The organism is Helicobacter bilis (assembly GCF_001999985.1).
In the GTDB taxonomy this organism is placed as follows: Bacteria; Campylobacterota; Campylobacteria; order Campylobacterales; family Helicobacteraceae; genus Helicobacter_A; species Helicobacter_A rappini.
The window spans coordinates 2,014,273-2,031,750 of the sequence record NZ_CP019645.1 but is presented as its reverse complement, the minus strand read 5'-3'; the positions used below and the strand labels follow the sequence as shown (position 1 = coordinate 2,031,750).

The following is a 17,478-nucleotide window of genomic DNA, read 5'->3' as shown; positions in this document are numbered from 1 at the left end:
CAAACCTCCCCGAAGAAGAGTTAAAGACAAAGGTTAAAGAAGACTTTTTCAGCCCAAATCCCAAAAGTGAGCTAATATAAGGCTAGACAAAGAGCAAAAAGCCCTTTTAAACACGCTAGATTCTACACAAATTCTAGGCAATGTTGATTTTTGTATAAAGTTTATAACGCAAAGACACTTTTCCAGCCTATAAACTTCCTATGGGCAGAAGCTAAAAAAGGGTAATAAGGCAGATCTATAGATTTAAGGTTGCCTACTTTAGAAACTTTGCTGTATGCATTAATTTCGTTCCTTAAAATCTGTATAGCCAAACTGCTTTAATAGTTTAAACTTACCATTCTCTACGATACCAAGACTAGGGAGTTCTACACCATTGAAGGTTGTGTTTTTTACAATAGTATAATGTATCATATCAACAAATGCTATTTTATCGCCAACTTTTAGGGGCGTATCAAAACTATAATCCCCGATTACATCACCTGCAAGGCAAGTGGGTCCGCCAAAGCGATAGCAATATTTTCCTTTCTCTTCACCTAAGTCGGATTCTATAACCGCATGTCCTTTAGAATCTTTTGTAATTTTATAGCATACTGGGCGATAAGGCATCTCAAGGCAGTCTGGCATGTGGCAACTCGCACTCACATCAAGTATAGCTACTAAGCCCTCATTCTCTACAATATCTACCACTTCACCAATTAAATCGCCTGTTTGCCAACCTACTGCTTCGCCGGGCTCTAGCATGACTTGAATGCCATTATATTTTTCTCTAAAGTCCTTGATAAGATTCACAAGCAAGGTGCAATTATAATCGCTTCGTGTGATATGATGACCGCCGCCAAAATTCACCCATTCACAATGTGAAAGATAATCGCCAAAATGCCCTATCACATGTGGCAGTGTCCGCTGCAGGGCACTAGAATCTTGCTCACAATGTGTATGAAAATGCAAACCGCTAAAATGTGCTTTAAAAAATGAGAGTGTATCTGTGTAGTTATATTTTTTAGCAAGATTCTCTAAATCTCTATAAAAAACGCTGGGTATGATACCTAAGCGACTTTTGGGGATACATGGGTTATAAATAGGCGGGCTAACTTCGCTATACAAGGGATTAATGCGTAGTCCTATATGAATTTGTGGAATCTTTGTTGGAAGCTCAACTTGTAATATTCCATTTTTTTTGCATTCCAATAGTATTTGATAAAACTCTTTAATAAGTTTATTTTGTGATTCTATAAAAGGCTTAAATCGCTCCCATTGCCCTAAGGAATTAAAGATAATATGCGTTGCATAGGGTAATATATTTTGCATTTGACTTTCTTTATAAGCTGGGGCAAAGACACATATTTCTTTATGTATAAATATATTTAACAAAGCGTAAGGGATCTCTTTGCAAAGGGATTGATAATTATCTTTATCTTCTAGTGTTGTATCCAGATTATTAAAAAGAGATTCTATATTTTGTGTATATGAAGTTTTTCTAGCAGGATTCTTTGAGATATTTTTTAGATAAGGTAGTAACGCTTTTATCACTTCTTTTACATTAGAATCTTGCTGCATTAAAGGCGTGGCAATGCTATCAAATGCTAAAAGCGTTTCATTTACACCACTGCAAGTAGCCCCTTGTAACTTTGTGCGAATATTTTCAAATGCCCTCCAAAAGCTATAACCCTTTAATGCAACTAAGATATTTGCTCCAGAATCTTTTGCGACATTTTGTAGTAGTGTAATATTTGCATTAAGAGAATCTCTGCATAATACATAGTTTGGTGTTTGTATCCTAAAGGCTAAATCTGTATTATTTAGCACTTGTTGCAACATAATCTTATTATCTAAAAAGTCTTTGTGCCAGTTTAGTATATTTTCTGTTTGCTGCATTGTGATAATCCTAAAAATTTAAAGTTATAGAATCTAAAAGCAATAAAACTAACGCAGCATTAACTCTCGCACAGCTTTTTCAATCTCAACAGGATTTGACTTTGATATAAACTCATCTGCATCAAGTGATAACGCCATCTCTTCATTACTTGTCCCACTCATTGATGAATTTACAACAATAGGTATATGCTTTGATGCGGCATTTGCTTTGACTTGCTTAATCACTTCAAAACCACTTGCTTCAGGCATTTCTAAGTCAGTGATAATAAGCCCAATTTCTGAAATATCTGTATCAGGGCTAAATAAATGATCGAGTAATTTTTGCCCATTGATAAAATCAAGATGCACAACACCTAGTCGATTAAGGATAGTTTGCATAGTTTTTAGCACACTTGGGCTATCATCTGCAAGTAATATCTTTTTAGTAGTAACGACTTGATTAATGCTCTCCATCTCTTTATTTTTCTCTTCTTCAATCCATGGGAATACATCTACAAGCATTTTTTCAATATCAACGACTTGCACTAATTTACCATCATAATATCTTGTGCGTGAGACAAGCTTACCATTACCCCCACCGCTACTGCCAACACCCGCACTTTGCTCTATCTCTGTCCATTTTTTATTTAAGATTCTATCTGCCTCATAAATACGCACACCAATAGTCCATTTTGAAAACTCACATATCATTATAATATCATCTTCACCCTTTTGTCTTGGCACAGCAAAGCTACGCAGATTCTTTGTAGGCATAGCAGGATCATAGAAAAACCACTTACGCATATCAATGAGTGGTATAGTGAGTTCTCTTATTGTAATAAGCCCTTCTACAAGGGAGTTTGGCTCATGGCTCACAATAGTAACAGCCCCATTATATTTCACAACTTCCCGTATCTTAAATACATTCACCGCATATAAATCTTTTCCTTTTTCTAAGCGAAAGCAAAGTAGCTGCAACTCGTTATTTTTATGCAAACTTGTTACTTGATCGATATTTGACATTGCCATATTTAAGCCTTTATGAATAAAATTGCACAATTTTGTAAAATCATAGCATATTTATTCTAACACAACATATTGTTTTATAGAATCTTGGTGTGATGAAATATAAAATCATGCCATGAAAACTAGTTTTAGTTTAATCCTTAAGATATATTGAATACAAATGGAAAATCTAAATATTAAGTATTTAATAGTAGAATTGCACTTTTGTATAGTTTCTCTAAAACTTTTTTGAATAAGGGTGTATATGAAGATTCTAAGATGGATTAGCAATTTTGTTTCAAGTTGGACTGGTGCGATTGTAATTGTATTATGTTTAGTGTTTTTTGTAGCACAAGGCTTTATTATCCCTAGTCGCTCGATGGTTGGCTCGCTGTATGAGGGCGATATGATGTTTGTAAAAAAATACTCGTATGGAATCACAATACCAAAGATTCCATGGCTTGAGATACCAATACTTCCAGATTTTCACGGCAATAGGCATTTAATCGAGGGGGATAGACCAAAAAGGGGGGATATAGTCGTATTTAATCCACCCGGCGATGATAAGACATATTATGTAAAGAGAAATTTTGCGATCGGTGGTGATAAAGTGATATTTGCAAAAGATGGCATGTATTTGCGACCATTTGAGGGAGATTCTTATATTGATACACATTTTAAAGATTATGAAACAAAAGAGTTTCTAAATGAAAGGTATGTAAAAGAGCCGTATGCTAGAGAATATGTTGGGATTCATTATGGAGAAAAAGATTATAGGACAGAGCCTTTTCAAAGTTATGAGGTGATGCGTATTCGTGCAGATAAGGGTGGAACAAATAATACTTTGCCAAATAATCATGGCGTAGCTATGGATATTAAAAATGAAAATGGAGAAGAGTTTTTTTATAAAAAAATTGATGAGGATTGCTTTTTCATGGTTGGGGATAATCGCGATAATAGCGAAGATTCTAGATTCTGGGGTGTGGTAGATTATAGTCGCATTGTAGGGCAGCCTTGGTTTACCTACTTTAGCATAACTTTGACTGATAGTATAGAATCAGAAGCAAGCAATCCTATCAATCGCTATAAGGTGCGATGGAAAAGAATGTTTAAAGGTATAGAAACTTTACAAAAAGATGCACAGAAATTTGAGGGTGAAATTAGACCCTATAATCTTTAGATAGATTTTAATATGTGTAGTGTTTCAAGGTAGTTTTAAGGATTGGTATGGACGATTTAGATATAACTGAAGTTGGAATAACTATTAGTTTTTATATCGTTGCATTATTATTTTCTGCGATTGGCAGGGAAATTCTATCTGGTTTAATGGCATTGCGTTATGGTGATGAAACACCTAGGGTTTCTAATCGTATAACACTTAATCCCTTGAAACATGTTGATATACTTGGCACTTTTATCATTCCATTTACATTAATTATTGTAGGGGCAAATTTCATATTTGGATATGCAAAGCCTATGCCGATAAACTATGAAAATATTAAAGAAAAAACGGGCTATAAAGGCTGTCTTTATGTCGCATTATCTGGGACATTTTTTAATTTTCTTGTTGCATTGTGCTGTGTGGTTATTTTGCGATTTGGCATAGATTTAGGACTTATGCAAAGTGGCGGTCTTCTTATGCAATTCTTTTTCATTTTGTTGCAAGTAAATGTGATGCTTGCAGTCTTTAATCTATTGCCTATTCCACCGCTTAATGGTGCATTAATCTTAGCGTATATAGGACTTTATTTCAATAATAGCTTCTTTGCAAGATTGTATAATAATGTTGAAAAATATGGTATGATTCTACTCATTATCATTTTATTGTTTCCGCCGACAAATGAAGCAATATTATGGATTATGAAAAATACGCTCTTATTCTTTCTAAAACTTTAATAAAAGGAAAATTATGTTATTCATAGCAAGTGATCATGCAGGGATAAAGATAAAGCAAGTGGCGACAAAGTATTGTAAAGAACACAATATTGCTTTTAAGGACTTAGGCGTGCATGTCAGTGATAGTGTGGATTATCCCGATATGGCAGAGGCTGTGTGCCAAGAAATGCTAAAAGATATTGAAAATAGTCGCGGGATACTCATTTGTGGTAGTGGAATTGGAATGAGTATTGCTGCTAATAGGCATAGAGCTATCCGTGCTGCCCTATGTTTTGATCCCTATATGGCTGCTGTCGCAAGAAAGCATAATAACGCAAATGTGCTATGTTTGGGGGAGAGGGTGATTGGAGCAGGTGTTGCTGAAGCTGTTATAGAAGTGTTTTTAAACGAGACTTTTGAGGGCGGTAGACACGCAATAAGAGTGGAAAAACTCACAAATACAAAGGATTAATATGGGTGATGTAGTTGCTTGGTTTGGACTGACTATTTTTATTCTCTTTGTTTTATTCATGGTTGTAGCGGCTTTTTACTATAAAAGCATAGCTCAAAAAGAGAGAAAAGAATCTTCACACATGAAATATACTCTTGTGGAAACAGAGGTTTTAATACAAAAGCATCAGCTTTCACTCCAAAGGGCATTAGGTAATATTGACATATTGACAAAAGAGCTTAACTCTTTGAAAAGTGAAGTTAAAACACTCAAGCAAAGAAATTCACAATATCGCATAGAAACGGACAACTATAAAAGTCGAATTAAAGATTTAGAGCAAAAGATAGAAGCACTCTTATAATCTATATGTAAGGATAGTGCAATGTTTTTTAGACTAAATTTTACAAAGGGATTAAGTATGGTAAGAAAAAAGACCAATGAGATTGAAAAGCCCATTAATGCTTTTAGCGAAGAAGACTTAATGCTAGAAGATTCTACAAACCAAACTGAAGTAAAAATGGCAAAACACAAGCCCACATTGCGTGAAGAAATCGAGCAAGCAATCACAGATGTGCCAGACTTTCCAAAGAAGGGAATCTTATTTAAAGACATTACGACATTTTTGCACAATGGAAAGCTTTTTAATGAATATATACAAATGTTAGCACACAGATACCAAGCCTATAAAGTGGAGTATGTCATCGGCATTGAAGCAAGGGGTTTTATGATAGCCTCTGCTCTAGCTTTTGCATTGAATGCTGGATTTGTGCCGATTAGAAAAAAGGGTAAATTACCCGGCAAAGTGCTTTCACAAAGCTATTCACTTGAATATGGAAAAGATTCTATGGAGATAAAAGAAGATGCCTTTTCAGGCTTAAAAGGTGTTAATGTCATTCTTGTTGATGACTTAATGGCAACAGGCGGCACAGCTTGTGCGGCATTAAAACTTATCTCAAAACTTGAAGCAAAATGTATTGAGCTATGCTGCCTTGTAAATCTACTTGAATTTGCAGAGAACAAAGAAAGAAAAGAGATAGAATCTAGAACACATGTTTTTTCGCTTATTGATGTGGAGTAAGGGATTGTTTGGCATGAGGGTAAAAGATTTTAAACGAGTTCTAAAGAATTATAGAATCTAGGTTTCATGCTTTTGTGTGATATTAATTGGGTGATTTTAGAATCTTAAATGCTTTATAATTGCGATATATAATTTTACAGAAAGGAAATCAATGAATACATTATTTGTTTGTAAAGTAAATTATACAAAGCCTTTTAGTGAGGTAGAAAAATTTTTAGCAGAGCATAGAGCATATTTAAAGTTAGGCTATGATTCTAATATGCTTCTTGCTTCAGGTCCTCGCAATCCAAAAGATGGTGGGTTGATTATAGGTAGATTTGCGAGCAAAGATTCTGCACTCGCATTTGCTAAAAATGATCCATTTTGTATCAACAAGGTTGCTGAATATGAAATTATTGAATTTGAAGCAGTTTTACATGCTAAGATCTTAGATGATTTTTTGAATGTGTGATATTAAACTTTAGCTTCTCAACACCCAAAAAACACTTAATCACACATAAAAAACACACCAATACATAAAAGCCTTTAAAGCATTTAAAGTATATATGCATGCAATACTTGCTTTACATGTTACTTTTTATGTTTTTAATGTATCTTTTAATCTTTTGTTTGTTAGTAATGTTTGTATTGTATGTTTTATTAAGTTTGTATCTAGTCTTTAATTATTTTGTATTGTGTGTAATTTTAATTTGTATCAAAGTATTAATTAATTTGTAATTTTGTATTGCTTAGTTTGTAACACTTTGTAAAGTGAAAATGTAATATATAATCACTAGATAAAAATCATATAAAAAAGGATTAGATTTTAAGTTATAATGTAAGGGTATTTTAAAGGGTTAAATCTTTGGAATATGTGTTATTTTACTTGTAATTTTATGTAGTAATGAAAAAGGATACACAAAAAGTAAAAAAGGCTTTTTTGCTTAGTGTTTAGAGTTAAAAAGGTGGTATTTTTCAAGTAATGCGATTTACTTAGATACAACTTTATGGAAAGGTTTGTAGGTTGTTTATAATTTTATAAAAACAGTTAAAGTGTTGTGAATATGGGTTTTGCAATGTGATCCGTATGCATGTGGTTCAGATTACACCTTGACTACTCACTTCACCATCACCAAAATCCCATTCAACTTCTACTAACTCAATAGAAGTAACAATATGAAATCCTATCACTTCATCAATAGCTATCACGCTTTTAGTGGCATATATCTCTAGTATAGTAGTATCAAAGTCTGTATTGTAGTCAGGTATTTGCACCTTTTTCCACTCATCTGTGTAATCACTGATTGGAGCTTCACCTATTGCTTTGAGTGCATTCACCGTAGTTTGCTGCATATCATAGCTTTTGAGTAAGTCTGGTTTATTTGCATTTGATAATACATTTTGATAACTTACCATACAATTAGCTTTGTTTATCTGTGCGTTATCATTGGCACTTTTATGTAATACTTCTGCCTTGATTTTATCTTGCAGGGCTTGGGCTTGAAGTTGTGCTGTTTGCATTTTACTTGCTTGTATCTTAAAAAAGCTTTCTTTCACTTGATTGGATAGCATTGCTACTTCTTTTTTCTTACCTAGTATGCCTAAAGCACTTTGATTTTGTGCGTCTCTTGTAGCCACTTCGTTTTGGTCTATGGTTAATGCAGTTTGGACTGCACTTTGAAATACGCCTAAAAATGTTTTAGCCATAAAATCGCTATAAGCTAAAGCTTTTTGGTCGTCTGTAAAGGCATAGCTCTATTAAAACATATTTTGGCATATACTTTACAAAGCTATCTAAGGCGTCTTTATAATTTAGCTATCTTTCATCTTAGCTTCTATAAAAAACTAAGATTCTGAAAATCAAAATTCTCTTGGAATTTCTTTAGAGTGAGATTTTTTGTGTCTATCATGTTAAATCCTTTTTTTTGTGGTATAATTTCGTCTAGGTTTTGCATTCGGAAGTGTTTGTCGTTCTGCTTAGTATATCCCATGCAAAATTTAAACTAGACAGCTTACATGCAACGGCACTTGTGCTTAGTTGTTTGGTTGCAAACTTTCAAGCTTTAAAAAATAAGATACATTATTCTTTGCCCTTCTTTCTTCTATGCTTATTGCCGCATTTGAATCCCTAAAATTACCAAGATGCACGCTATAAGACTTAACATAATCTTTTGCATGGACTGGCTTTTTGTGTTTCTTTGTATATAGCATTTGGAAATATTTTGTGTATATTTTGTGTTGCTTCTATGCGTTGTTCTTTTGTAATACCATTTTTAATGCAAGGGGGGGGGGGGATGAATATGAAAATTCATCGTACGCCATACTTTGCAATTTTTTAGTCTTTTTTTTGTTGTGATTTTCTAAAAAAATCTTGTTTCTCTGTCCTTATAGGCTTTTGAACCTACGGAGTTGCAAATACACTGAAGACCTTTTCATATCTTTAGTGTTATCTTCCTAAAAGACACTATAATTAAGCCAAAAATACTTTTAGATCCCTTGCAATCTTGCTCTTATTATCTTTAAGCACAAGAAAAACCTTTGCTGTCTGTTGATATTGATTTTATTTGTTGCTTACTACTTTTTTTTGCTTTGTTGGGACTCTCTGTGTTGATATTTCCCACTTGACAATGTTTAAAGTAAGGCCAATCTTTAGTCTAATCTGCATAACAACAAGACATTTACCTCAACTAAGCTCTTATCATAAAAGATTAGATGCAGTCCATATGCTACATTTTAAGAGACATATTTATGTGTTTCACCTTCAAGGTTTAAATCTTTGCCACCTTCATGAATAGGACACATGGCACTTGCATAAAAATATAAAGCTTTTTTGTATTGTCTATTTGCATGGATTTTGCATACTGCTATTTGTTTCTTATGTTTCACGCCAAACTTGTGTCGTTCACAAAAAAACATATAGGGCCATAATAGACATATAAGGACATAGAATGGTTTTGAATTCTTTGTCACTTTATTTCAAAACAAAGAATCTAAACAATTTACTTTAGCTATAAGAGGCACAGAATTTAAACTAGGGTAAATCAAAGATTTAATGAATGGTTACATATGGACACAAATAATGACGATGTGGATAAAGCAGTACAACAATACTTTGATATGCTATTTTTATGAAGAAACCATAAGGACTTTAACGCAAAGATAAATGTCGCAGGACACTCATTGGTGACTATTTTCACAACTTTTTGTCTTATCTTTTGTTGCTGTAAAATCTGTAAATAGTATTTTAAGTGAGGAAATAATAGGGGTTTTTCTATGCTAGAACTTTTATACTTATCTTTATTTTTTTATTCCAATTGTCGTATTTCTTGGCTTATGCATTATAGATGCGATAGAAGTTACTGCATGTTGTTATGTGGCTTTGTAAAAAAATATCTGCTACTGGTATGGTGTCACACTTATATTATCACGGTTTGTTTTTGTTATATTGCAATTACGCCATGCATAAGATGAAGTGTTTTGATAGTTTTATGATATATATATATATATATATATATGGGTTTTAGTAAAGATAAGGAATAAAGTATCAATGGTTAATGATACACAAAACGCTAAATTGATTTAATTAAAAAATGGATTATGCGGGAGTGTGTTGATGCAAGTTATGCTTTTTTGCACCACATTATATGGAAACATTCGAGATAATTAAGAAAACAGGAGAATGTGAAAAAGGTAATGAGCAAACTTTTGGTTCAACATATAACAGTCATAATTCTGCCTATGTAAGAGCTATTGGAACAAGACTTAATGAAGATAAAGGGTGATTGGTGTATACTTTAGCTAATGAATGTTTTATGGATAAAGGTAAATAACCAACAATAACATTGCTAAAATCAATTAGATTTTAACCTCTTTAAAAGAACCAAAAATTCACTAATCACTTCAAAGTTTTAAAGCATCAACACAATGAAGTAAGAACAAGGGGAGATGGAAATAGTGATGGCAATTATGGTTTTTTCTGCGCTCTTTGAGGATACACAAGCTAAAAAATTCTTTAAACGATATAGATTTGCTAGACTATTATCCTAAATTTGACATAAAGAATAATACACAAATTCAAGATATACCCTCAACAGCAATTAAACAAGCGAAGAACAACAAAAACAAAAATATCAAGAGAGAACTATGAGATTTTGAATATATCCGTAAAACAACCGGACCCGCAAAGATTTTACATAATGATTTTTTTTGAGATTACACTTTATGAAGAAATTGTAGAATGGCTTAAAAGCAATTCAATGCAAAATTAATTGCTATGTTTGATCATATTTATCAAGGTTTTACAAAAAAATGAGAAAATACTTTCATTAAAAGCTGGAAATTGAGAGAGTGATAATATTTGTAAAAAACAATATCCTATTAATATCATAAAACCCTATAAGTTATCAGGACAATGCATGTGCGATTATGGCTTAAGGGATACAGCCCTTGCAAGTCTCCTTGATTTCAAAGGGGCAGTAGCTCTTGTGGTTTAATAAGTAAGCTTAAATTTTGAAACCATGAGAAAATGGGGTTTATCGCAAGCGACAGTATTTAGCAGGGGTGTTTCAAAAATAATGCTGTAAATACGGATAAAGATGTCTCAAAGGATTTTAAAAAGTCATAATGCGAAGTCTTGACCACCTAAAAAACATTTCAACTTGGGTTTTGGTGCAGTAGAAATCTTACCTCTTGCATGGTAAAAAAACTCGCCATCACTTTTACCCGCACTGCCTGCATACATACGCATAAGATATTCATACGCATCGCCAAAAGCATCAATGATGTTATCGCTACAATTTAAGTCAAGTTCAGCTATAGACTTCATTACTTTATATAGCTTTTCATTGCGTCTAATAAGGAGACTTTCGCCTAAGTTGGCACTAGGATTAACATCAACATCACTAAACAAGCATTTAATCTATTTCGATACTAAGATTTAAAGATTAAGCAAACTTTCCATATGCAATGACTTTTTACCAAAATAAAATGGAATAGCTCGCTTGTAAATATTCTAAAATCATTCAATCTCACAGATAAGGTTTGAGAAGGTTTATGCATGATTGTGTAGTATATTGTCAAGCGATAGAGCTGAAACTTCAATACCATTTTCAGCAAAATAAAGGGCAAACTCACTCTATTAATTGATATTTAGGGGCGTGGATATCTCAAGGCTTAAAAAGATCTTCGCTACTACTGTGTTGTAACTCTAAAGGTCGTTGAATAAGCATGGTTGTCTTACCGATCATCCTAGCTCCAATAATGCCAATAAGATCATGACTAAAATCAATGTGTTTAAAAAGATAGCGTTTATATGTTATTTTAAAATTTTTTATCAGTCTGTTTTGATACATTTCTATCGTATTTTGCATTGCATATCCCTATAAGCACAATTGTTTATAATGATTGATAACAAATGTACAAAAAAGATCTTACTTGGGGTTATAGTTTTTTGGGTGCAGATATATTATACAAAGAAGTGTAAAAAATACAATTTTAATTCATAAAATCCCAAATTCTAGAATCTTGCACCCAACTCACATAATCTCTACTCACTCCCCTCTAATTCATCTGGCAGGGGCATAATCTCATCACTTGTGCCAATTTGCTCCTTTATTTTCGCAGCAATTTCATTTGCTATATCAACATTTTCTTTTAAAAAGGCTTTTGCATTTTCTCTGCCCTGTCCGATTTTTTTATCGCCATAAGATAGCCACGCACCGCTTTTATCGATAATATCAAGCTTTACCCCATAGTCAATAATCTCGCCCTCTTTGCTGATACCCTCGCCAAACATAATGTCAAATTCCGCTTCTCTAAATGGTGGAGCAACCTTATTTTTCACCACTTTTGCCTTCGCACGATTGCCGATAATACTATCGCTTTGCTTGAGTGTAGCCACTTTTCTTATATCCACACGCACACTCGCATAGAATTTCAACGCATTACCACCTGTTGTAGTCTCTGGGCTACCATAGCCCATAACGCCGATTTTCATGCGAATCTGATTGATAAAAATCACGGTGGTATTCATCCTTGATAACACACCTGTAATCTTACGCAAAGCATGGCTCATAAGCCTTGCTTGTAAGCCCACATGCTGATCGCCCATATCGCCATCAATCTCTGCTTTCGGCGTCAAAGCTGCAACAGAATCCACAACAATCAAATCAACCCCGCCACTACACGCAATCGTCTCTAAAATGCTTAAGGCTTGCTCACCATTATCTGGCTGACTGACTAAAAGATTCTCTGTATCAACGCCAAGATTTTTTGCATAATACACATCAAGGGCATGTTCAGCGTCAATAAACGCACATACACCGCCATTTCTTTGACACTCTGCGATAACTTGCAGAGATAATGTCGTTTTACCGCTTGACTCTGGTCCATAAATCTCAATGATTCTACCCTTTGGGATACCACCAATTCCTAGTGCTAAATCAAGCCCTAACGAGCCTGTCGATATAGAATCTATCTTTTCTACCTGCTTGTCTCCAAGTCGTATAAGCACACCTTTGCCAAATGCCTTATCCACTTGCTTCATCGCATTTTCAAGTGCTTTTTGTTTATTTGGATCAATCGCCATTTTTACCCTTTATCTAGTAATTTTTATAAGATTCTAGCATGATAATGTAGATTTTAAAAACGAATGAATGTTTTATTATCCTTAATTAATGCATGGACTTTGAAACAACATTTATTGTTTATGCATAAATTTGTCTCAATATTAATTTTATGGCTTATTTACTTAATTGTGCTCTTAAATAAGAAATATAGATTCTATTATCATTAGCAGACTTGCGAAGCAAGTCATGGGAATCCATTTATTATTTATACCATAACTCTTTTCCACGCCACATTTTATGAGATTTTTATATTTTACATGTTTATTGTATAGCAATATGTGTGAGAGATCTTATAAAAAAGATTGTTTTGCATGTTTATTTGACAAAAATACTATGAAATGAAGCAAACGAAGCGAGAATTTAACAAAATTGCAGAAAATGCAAGTGGGATTGCAAGTTTGAGTGTAATTCCCATCAAAAAAGCAAAAACTAGCTAGTTTAGCCTAGTTTTAATGAGATATAAAATTAGAGAAAACAAAGAAATACAACAAAAGCCCTAGATCACGCATACAGCCCTTATAGTATGATTAACACTAGCACAACTTGCATTAACACAAGAGCCAAATGAAGTAACCTTATTTTAAGTGCTAAAGATTATGACAGCAAAACTATTCTTTGCCCCCATAATCTTTTGTTATCTCATATATTTTCATCTTAGATAAAACGACACAAAAAAATACACTGATGACACAAATTTTGACACACATATACATTTTATGCCCTATTTTGCGGACTTTGGATAGAATTACAATTCCAACAATGAAATTTTAAGCTATTCTTAAGTTTTAAATAAAGCTTTATTTGAGCTAGATTATAAAGCATATTTACGCATTGCAATCACTAAGAACACAACACACAAGGGGAATTTTTGCCCTTATAAAAACTCATGCTTACCCACTTATGCTAACCCATCATTATATAAGTTACAATATTACACATAAGCATATAATTTTTAAAAATTTTTTCTAGCTAACTCTTATAAACTTATACAACTAGAGAAAATATCGGTTTTTTGGGAATTTGGGGGCAAATAAATTACAATTAAAATGAGCAGACATTTTGCCAAGCCCATCTTTTTTTATTTCAACTTAGAGTAAATAAAGCGACTTGACAATGAAAAAAATGTCGGTTAGATTTTTGGGTAGGAATTTAGATTCTATAAGGTTGAAATGACCAACATGCAATAAACTTTAGAACCTATGCAACCCTGCTTGACTGCATTTAGGATTCTAATTTTTCGAGTTTCTAATTTGTTAAGATTCTAGACTTTAAATAAAATTTCCGATATATAGATAGGTTGTAGTTTAAAATTTAGATTCCAAAAGCCCTGTCTTTTGGATTTTACTTAAAAAGGATTTTATATGAAAAAAGCACATAAAGGCGTTTTATATGTAGGTGTATTTTTATGTCTTACTCATGTAAGCATGGCAAAAGATGGTTTTTCTCTTGGCGGTGTGGTTACCCTTGATAATAAGCATGTTGGTGGCGGCTTTGAAGTGGGCTTTCCATTACTACAAAAAGGCTTTACTATCCGTAACTACATAAGCGTATTTGCCCATGCAGCAGAAAATACAAATTCTCTTTTATTATTGCAGGAAAAAATCACATTTGGTGGAGCAAGGGATTCTAATATGGCTAGATTATATGGCTTTATTAGCGGTAGCTTTGGACTTACCATGCAAGAACAACAGGATATGTTTAAATCGCCGTTTGCGTGGGAAGGTTTTATGGGAGGTGGGGCTGATATATATGGTGGAGAACATGCAAGTGTGTTTATTGAAGCTGGTGGGGGCGTAAATGGCAATACACTGGGTGTTATGCAGGGTTTTGGTAGAATACAAGTTGGATTTCGTGGATTTTTTTGATAGCGATTATTATACGGCACATTATCAATACCTCTGTATGCATAGCAAATACCTATATTTATACATGATATCTTTGAATATAATCTGAAAACCACTGCAAATGGGCGGATGGGCTTGGAGAGTGTAGTCATGGAATCGAAAAAGCTGGTTTTAGATTCTACATTTTTCTAATGTTTATAATCTTAGGATATTTAAATTTATTTAGCTAAATTACTATAAAATCACACATAAAAGCTTCTAGTTTTAGAATCTAATATTCAACGCATTATACAGCAGAACCTGTTACTAAAAAACTTTTTAAAACTTGCATTTTTCTGTCTTCAAATGTTTGACTTTGCTCTTTAAACAATGTTATTTTATTTTCCACGCTTTCAATAACGGATATGATTTTTTCTTGCTCTTCAATTGGTGGGAGTGGGATTTTTACATTTCCTATTCTCTCAATAGAAGCACGCAAATTTCTGCTAAATCCTGCCTTTTTTCCTGCCTCATCTAGTAAAAAGCTTACAATTTTAGCTTTTATATCTTTGTCATTAACTTGCAAAACTCCGCAATGGTCTGTTGGATAAAAAGGTGTATTTTTGGGGATAAATCCCACCATCCAATCCCCATCAATCCCCCATAACACGCTGTCTTTTTCATAATCTTTTAATAATTCTTTATCAATAAATCCAAAAGGCTTTTTGACATTTGCACTAAAAACAGGGATTTGCCCTTGTGGGTTTAGCTCACTATCTAGCACTCGCTTACCAATTTGTAGGCTAAATTTGCTTTTATCATTTAGGCGATATTGTGGATAGCCTTGTGTTGATGGGGTGGGGAGAGAATCTAGCAAGGAATGTAAGCTTTGAGTAAGTCCTGCTTTTTGTAAGATTTTTGTAATGAAGCGTTGTAAGGTCTTTCTTTGTGAAAGCAGAGATTCTATCTCGCTTAAGATTTCTTTAAGCTCTGCCTGTTCTCTCTCTCTCTCGTTATTAGCATTCAAGGCATTGCTCAAAATCTCTGTCTTTCTTGTTTCTAAAATTTCAAGCTTAGAATCTATTCTTTTGATTTGAGATTCTACGCTATCAATAGCACTTACGATTTTTTCTTGTGCTTCAAGGGGTGGGAGTGGGATTTTGAGATTTTCAACTTGTTCTAGCGATAAGTTCTGCTGTGCTATCCCCTTTTTAAAACTATCAATTTGTTTTTCTATATCATTTGTATGTAAAGCCACTCTAATAAAATGGGTTTTATTTACATTTGGCTTCAATCGCACAATCGCTAACGCCTGATTAGTGTTAGCTGGTAAAATTTCTTTTGTTACAACCGCAACTCTACCTAAAGCACCTGCTATTGAAAATAAAATATCATTTTCTTGTAATTGTGAGCGTTCTAGTTTATCGTAACACTCTTTGGAAATATAAGCCATTTTATGTGGAATAAACGCTCCAGATTCTGCAATACTTTCAACTTTCACAAAGTTTATTCCCTTATCTAAAAATGAAAAGCCTATTGTCGTGGGTGTCGTGCCTTTTGTAATTTTTATTGATATATCGCCTAGCCTTACCCTTTCCCAGCCGTGTTTTGGTGGGATAGGGATAGAATCTAAAAGGGCTTTTAAGTCATTTGTGTTTGTCATACTGAAGGGTTTTGAATGCGAAGTATCTTTGCTAGTTTTATTGTCGTTTTGAGTGGTAGCGAAAAATCTTGTTCTAGATTCTGTATTTGTAGATACTTCGCCTAAAGGCTCAGTATGACAAGTAGCGGAGTTGGTAGGATAAGTGGTTGGGTCGGTATAATTAGCTAAAAGGTCAAAATCTAGTTTAGATTCTAGCTCTTGTATAGAATCTAGTAAGGAAGTGATGAAGTCTCTACTGCTCTCGCTAGAATCTACAATGCCGCATTTGACTAAAATCGCTCTTATTAACTCTTGGTGTTTTTCTATGACTGCTCTTATGGTGTTATACTGCTCTTCTACTTTTTCACATTCTGCTACGATTTGCTTTTGAATCTCTAAAGGCGGCAAGGGGATTTTCACTTGCTCTTTTAAAATTGTGCTATTTAGACTTTTTCCAAATGCGTTATTGCCTCTAATAGAATTTAGATTTAATATTTTGCTTTCAAAAACCCAAAACAAGTATTTATCTAAAATTTTCAACTTATCTTTTGGTATAAGTCCAGCTATTGCTTCATTTGTGTATAAATCTTTTCCAGCAATAGCAGTTTTACCTATACTTAACTTAAAACTTAAAAGTGTTGTGCCTTTGGGTATAAGCTTTACATTTGATTTTTTAATTGCTTCATCGGTGATTTTTTCTTTTGTATTTGTGATAACCTGTCCGTTCATTTCGGCTATTGAAACCCATAAGTTATTACCTTGAAAATAACTATAATTACTTCTTGTTGGAGTTCCGCCGATTAAAATTTCACACACTTCCCCTAACTTCACCAACTCAAATTTACAATTTTCAAAAGGATTCTGTGCGTTAAACTCGCCTTGTGAATTGATAGGATTTAAGCTTATAGCCTTATTAAAATCTACTTTGCTAAAGTCTAGCATATCTATGAGTTTTGCTTTAAAAGCATAGGGGCTTAAGTCTTGTGGGATAGGATTGGATTCTATTTGCTTGTCATTTTCTAAAGAAGCTTCGCTTTGAGCGTTAAGCGAAAAATCTAGCTTAGATTCTGTATTACTAGATACTTCGCTACGCTCAGTATGACAAGGGGAAGGGTCAGTATGATAAGTAGCGGAGTCGGTATGAT

16 protein-coding genes are annotated in these 17,478 nt (G+C 33.6%); 7 read left to right on the top strand and 9 right to left on the bottom strand.

Annotated elements, in window-relative coordinates:
* Positions 1-279 precede the first annotated feature (279 nt).
* Both XJ32_RS09220 and XJ32_RS09215 read right to left on the bottom strand, forming a co-directional pair.
* The gene (locus XJ32_RS09220; protein WP_077389252.1) at positions 280-1,875 is read right to left on the bottom strand and encodes a carboxynorspermidine decarboxylase; all 1,596 of its coding nucleotides are present in this window, start codon (positions 1,873-1,875) and stop codon (positions 280-282) included.
* 48 nt (positions 1,876-1,923) lie between these two features.
* The gene (locus XJ32_RS09215) at positions 1,924-2,883 is read right to left on the bottom strand and encodes a chemotaxis protein (protein WP_077389250.1); all 960 of its coding nucleotides are present in this window, start codon (positions 2,881-2,883) and stop codon (positions 1,924-1,926) included.
* Between the two features lie 241 nt (positions 2,884-3,124).
* On the opposite strand from XJ32_RS09215, the gene lepB reads away from it, so the two are divergent.
* From lepB to XJ32_RS09185, 6 genes are all read left to right on the top strand, one after another.
* Positions 3,125-4,039 carry a signal peptidase I gene (lepB, locus tag XJ32_RS09210; protein WP_077389248.1) on the top strand — a complete coding sequence of 305 codons (915 nt, stop codon included), beginning with the start codon at positions 3,125-3,127 and terminating at the stop codon, positions 4,037-4,039.
* Between the two features lie 47 nt (positions 4,040-4,086).
* Positions 4,087-4,755, top strand: coding sequence for a site-2 protease family protein (locus XJ32_RS09205; RefSeq protein WP_077389246.1), 669 nt, complete (start codon positions 4,087-4,089; stop codon positions 4,753-4,755).
* 13 nt (positions 4,756-4,768) lie between these two features.
* Positions 4,769-5,206 (top strand): ribose 5-phosphate isomerase B, encoded by a 438-nt coding sequence (rpiB, locus tag XJ32_RS09200; protein WP_077389244.1) that lies wholly within the window; start codon positions 4,769-4,771, stop codon positions 5,204-5,206.
* A gap of 1 nt (position 5,207) precedes the next feature.
* Entirely contained in the window at positions 5,208-5,546 is a 339-nt protein-coding gene (locus tag XJ32_RS09195; RefSeq protein ID WP_004087343.1) for a hypothetical protein, read from the top strand.
* Positions 5,547-5,702: 156 nt separating this feature from the next.
* On the top strand, positions 5,703-6,263 hold the full coding sequence (gene apt / locus XJ32_RS09190; protein ID WP_077390290.1) for an adenine phosphoribosyltransferase: 561 nt from the start codon (positions 5,703-5,705) through the stop codon (positions 6,261-6,263).
* A gap of 151 nt (positions 6,264-6,414) precedes the next feature.
* On the top strand, positions 6,415-6,714 hold the full coding sequence (locus XJ32_RS09185) for a YciI family protein (RefSeq protein WP_077389242.1): 300 nt from the start codon (positions 6,415-6,417) through the stop codon (positions 6,712-6,714).
* A 626-nt stretch (positions 6,715-7,340) separates the two neighbouring features.
* Here XJ32_RS09185 and XJ32_RS12985 read toward each other — a convergent pair.
* The 6 genes from XJ32_RS12985 to recA form a co-directional block, all read right to left on the bottom strand.
* The gene (locus XJ32_RS12985) at positions 7,341-7,949 is read right to left on the bottom strand and encodes a hypothetical protein (protein WP_254422345.1); all 609 of its coding nucleotides are present in this window, start codon (positions 7,947-7,949) and stop codon (positions 7,341-7,343) included.
* 327 nt (positions 7,950-8,276) lie between these two features.
* On the bottom strand, positions 8,277-8,453 hold the full coding sequence (locus XJ32_RS12030) for a hypothetical protein (protein ID WP_155761507.1): 177 nt from the start codon (positions 8,451-8,453) through the stop codon (positions 8,277-8,279).
* A 522-nt stretch (positions 8,454-8,975) separates the two neighbouring features.
* Positions 8,976-9,158 (bottom strand): hypothetical protein, encoded by a 183-nt coding sequence (locus XJ32_RS09170; RefSeq protein ID WP_077389240.1) that lies wholly within the window; start codon positions 9,156-9,158, stop codon positions 8,976-8,978.
* Positions 9,159-10,860: 1,702 nt separating this feature from the next.
* Complete coding sequence (locus XJ32_RS09165) at positions 10,861-11,151, bottom strand: N-6 DNA methylase (RefSeq protein WP_155761506.1); 291 nt, start codon at positions 11,149-11,151, stop codon at positions 10,861-10,863.
* A 256-nt stretch (positions 11,152-11,407) separates the two neighbouring features.
* Positions 11,408-11,611: a P-loop NTPase family protein gene (locus tag XJ32_RS09160; RefSeq protein WP_077389238.1), complete on the bottom strand. Its 204-nt coding sequence runs from the start codon at positions 11,609-11,611 to the stop codon at positions 11,408-11,410.
* 176 nt (positions 11,612-11,787) lie between these two features.
* The gene (gene recA, locus XJ32_RS09155; RefSeq protein ID WP_005219265.1) at positions 11,788-12,828 is read right to left on the bottom strand and encodes a recombinase RecA; all 1,041 of its coding nucleotides are present in this window, start codon (positions 12,826-12,828) and stop codon (positions 11,788-11,790) included.
* A 1,401-nt stretch (positions 12,829-14,229) separates the two neighbouring features.
* On the opposite strand from recA, the gene XJ32_RS09150 reads away from it, so the two are divergent.
* Complete coding sequence (locus XJ32_RS09150; protein WP_005218925.1) at positions 14,230-14,733, top strand: hypothetical protein; 504 nt, start codon at positions 14,230-14,232, stop codon at positions 14,731-14,733.
* Between the two features lie 265 nt (positions 14,734-14,998).
* On the opposite strand, the gene XJ32_RS13445 is transcribed toward XJ32_RS09150, so the two are convergent.
* Positions 14,999-17,275, bottom strand: coding sequence for a restriction endonuclease subunit S (locus XJ32_RS13445; protein ID WP_437339621.1), 2,277 nt, complete (start codon positions 17,273-17,275; stop codon positions 14,999-15,001).
* Positions 17,276-17,478 lie beyond the last annotated feature (203 nt).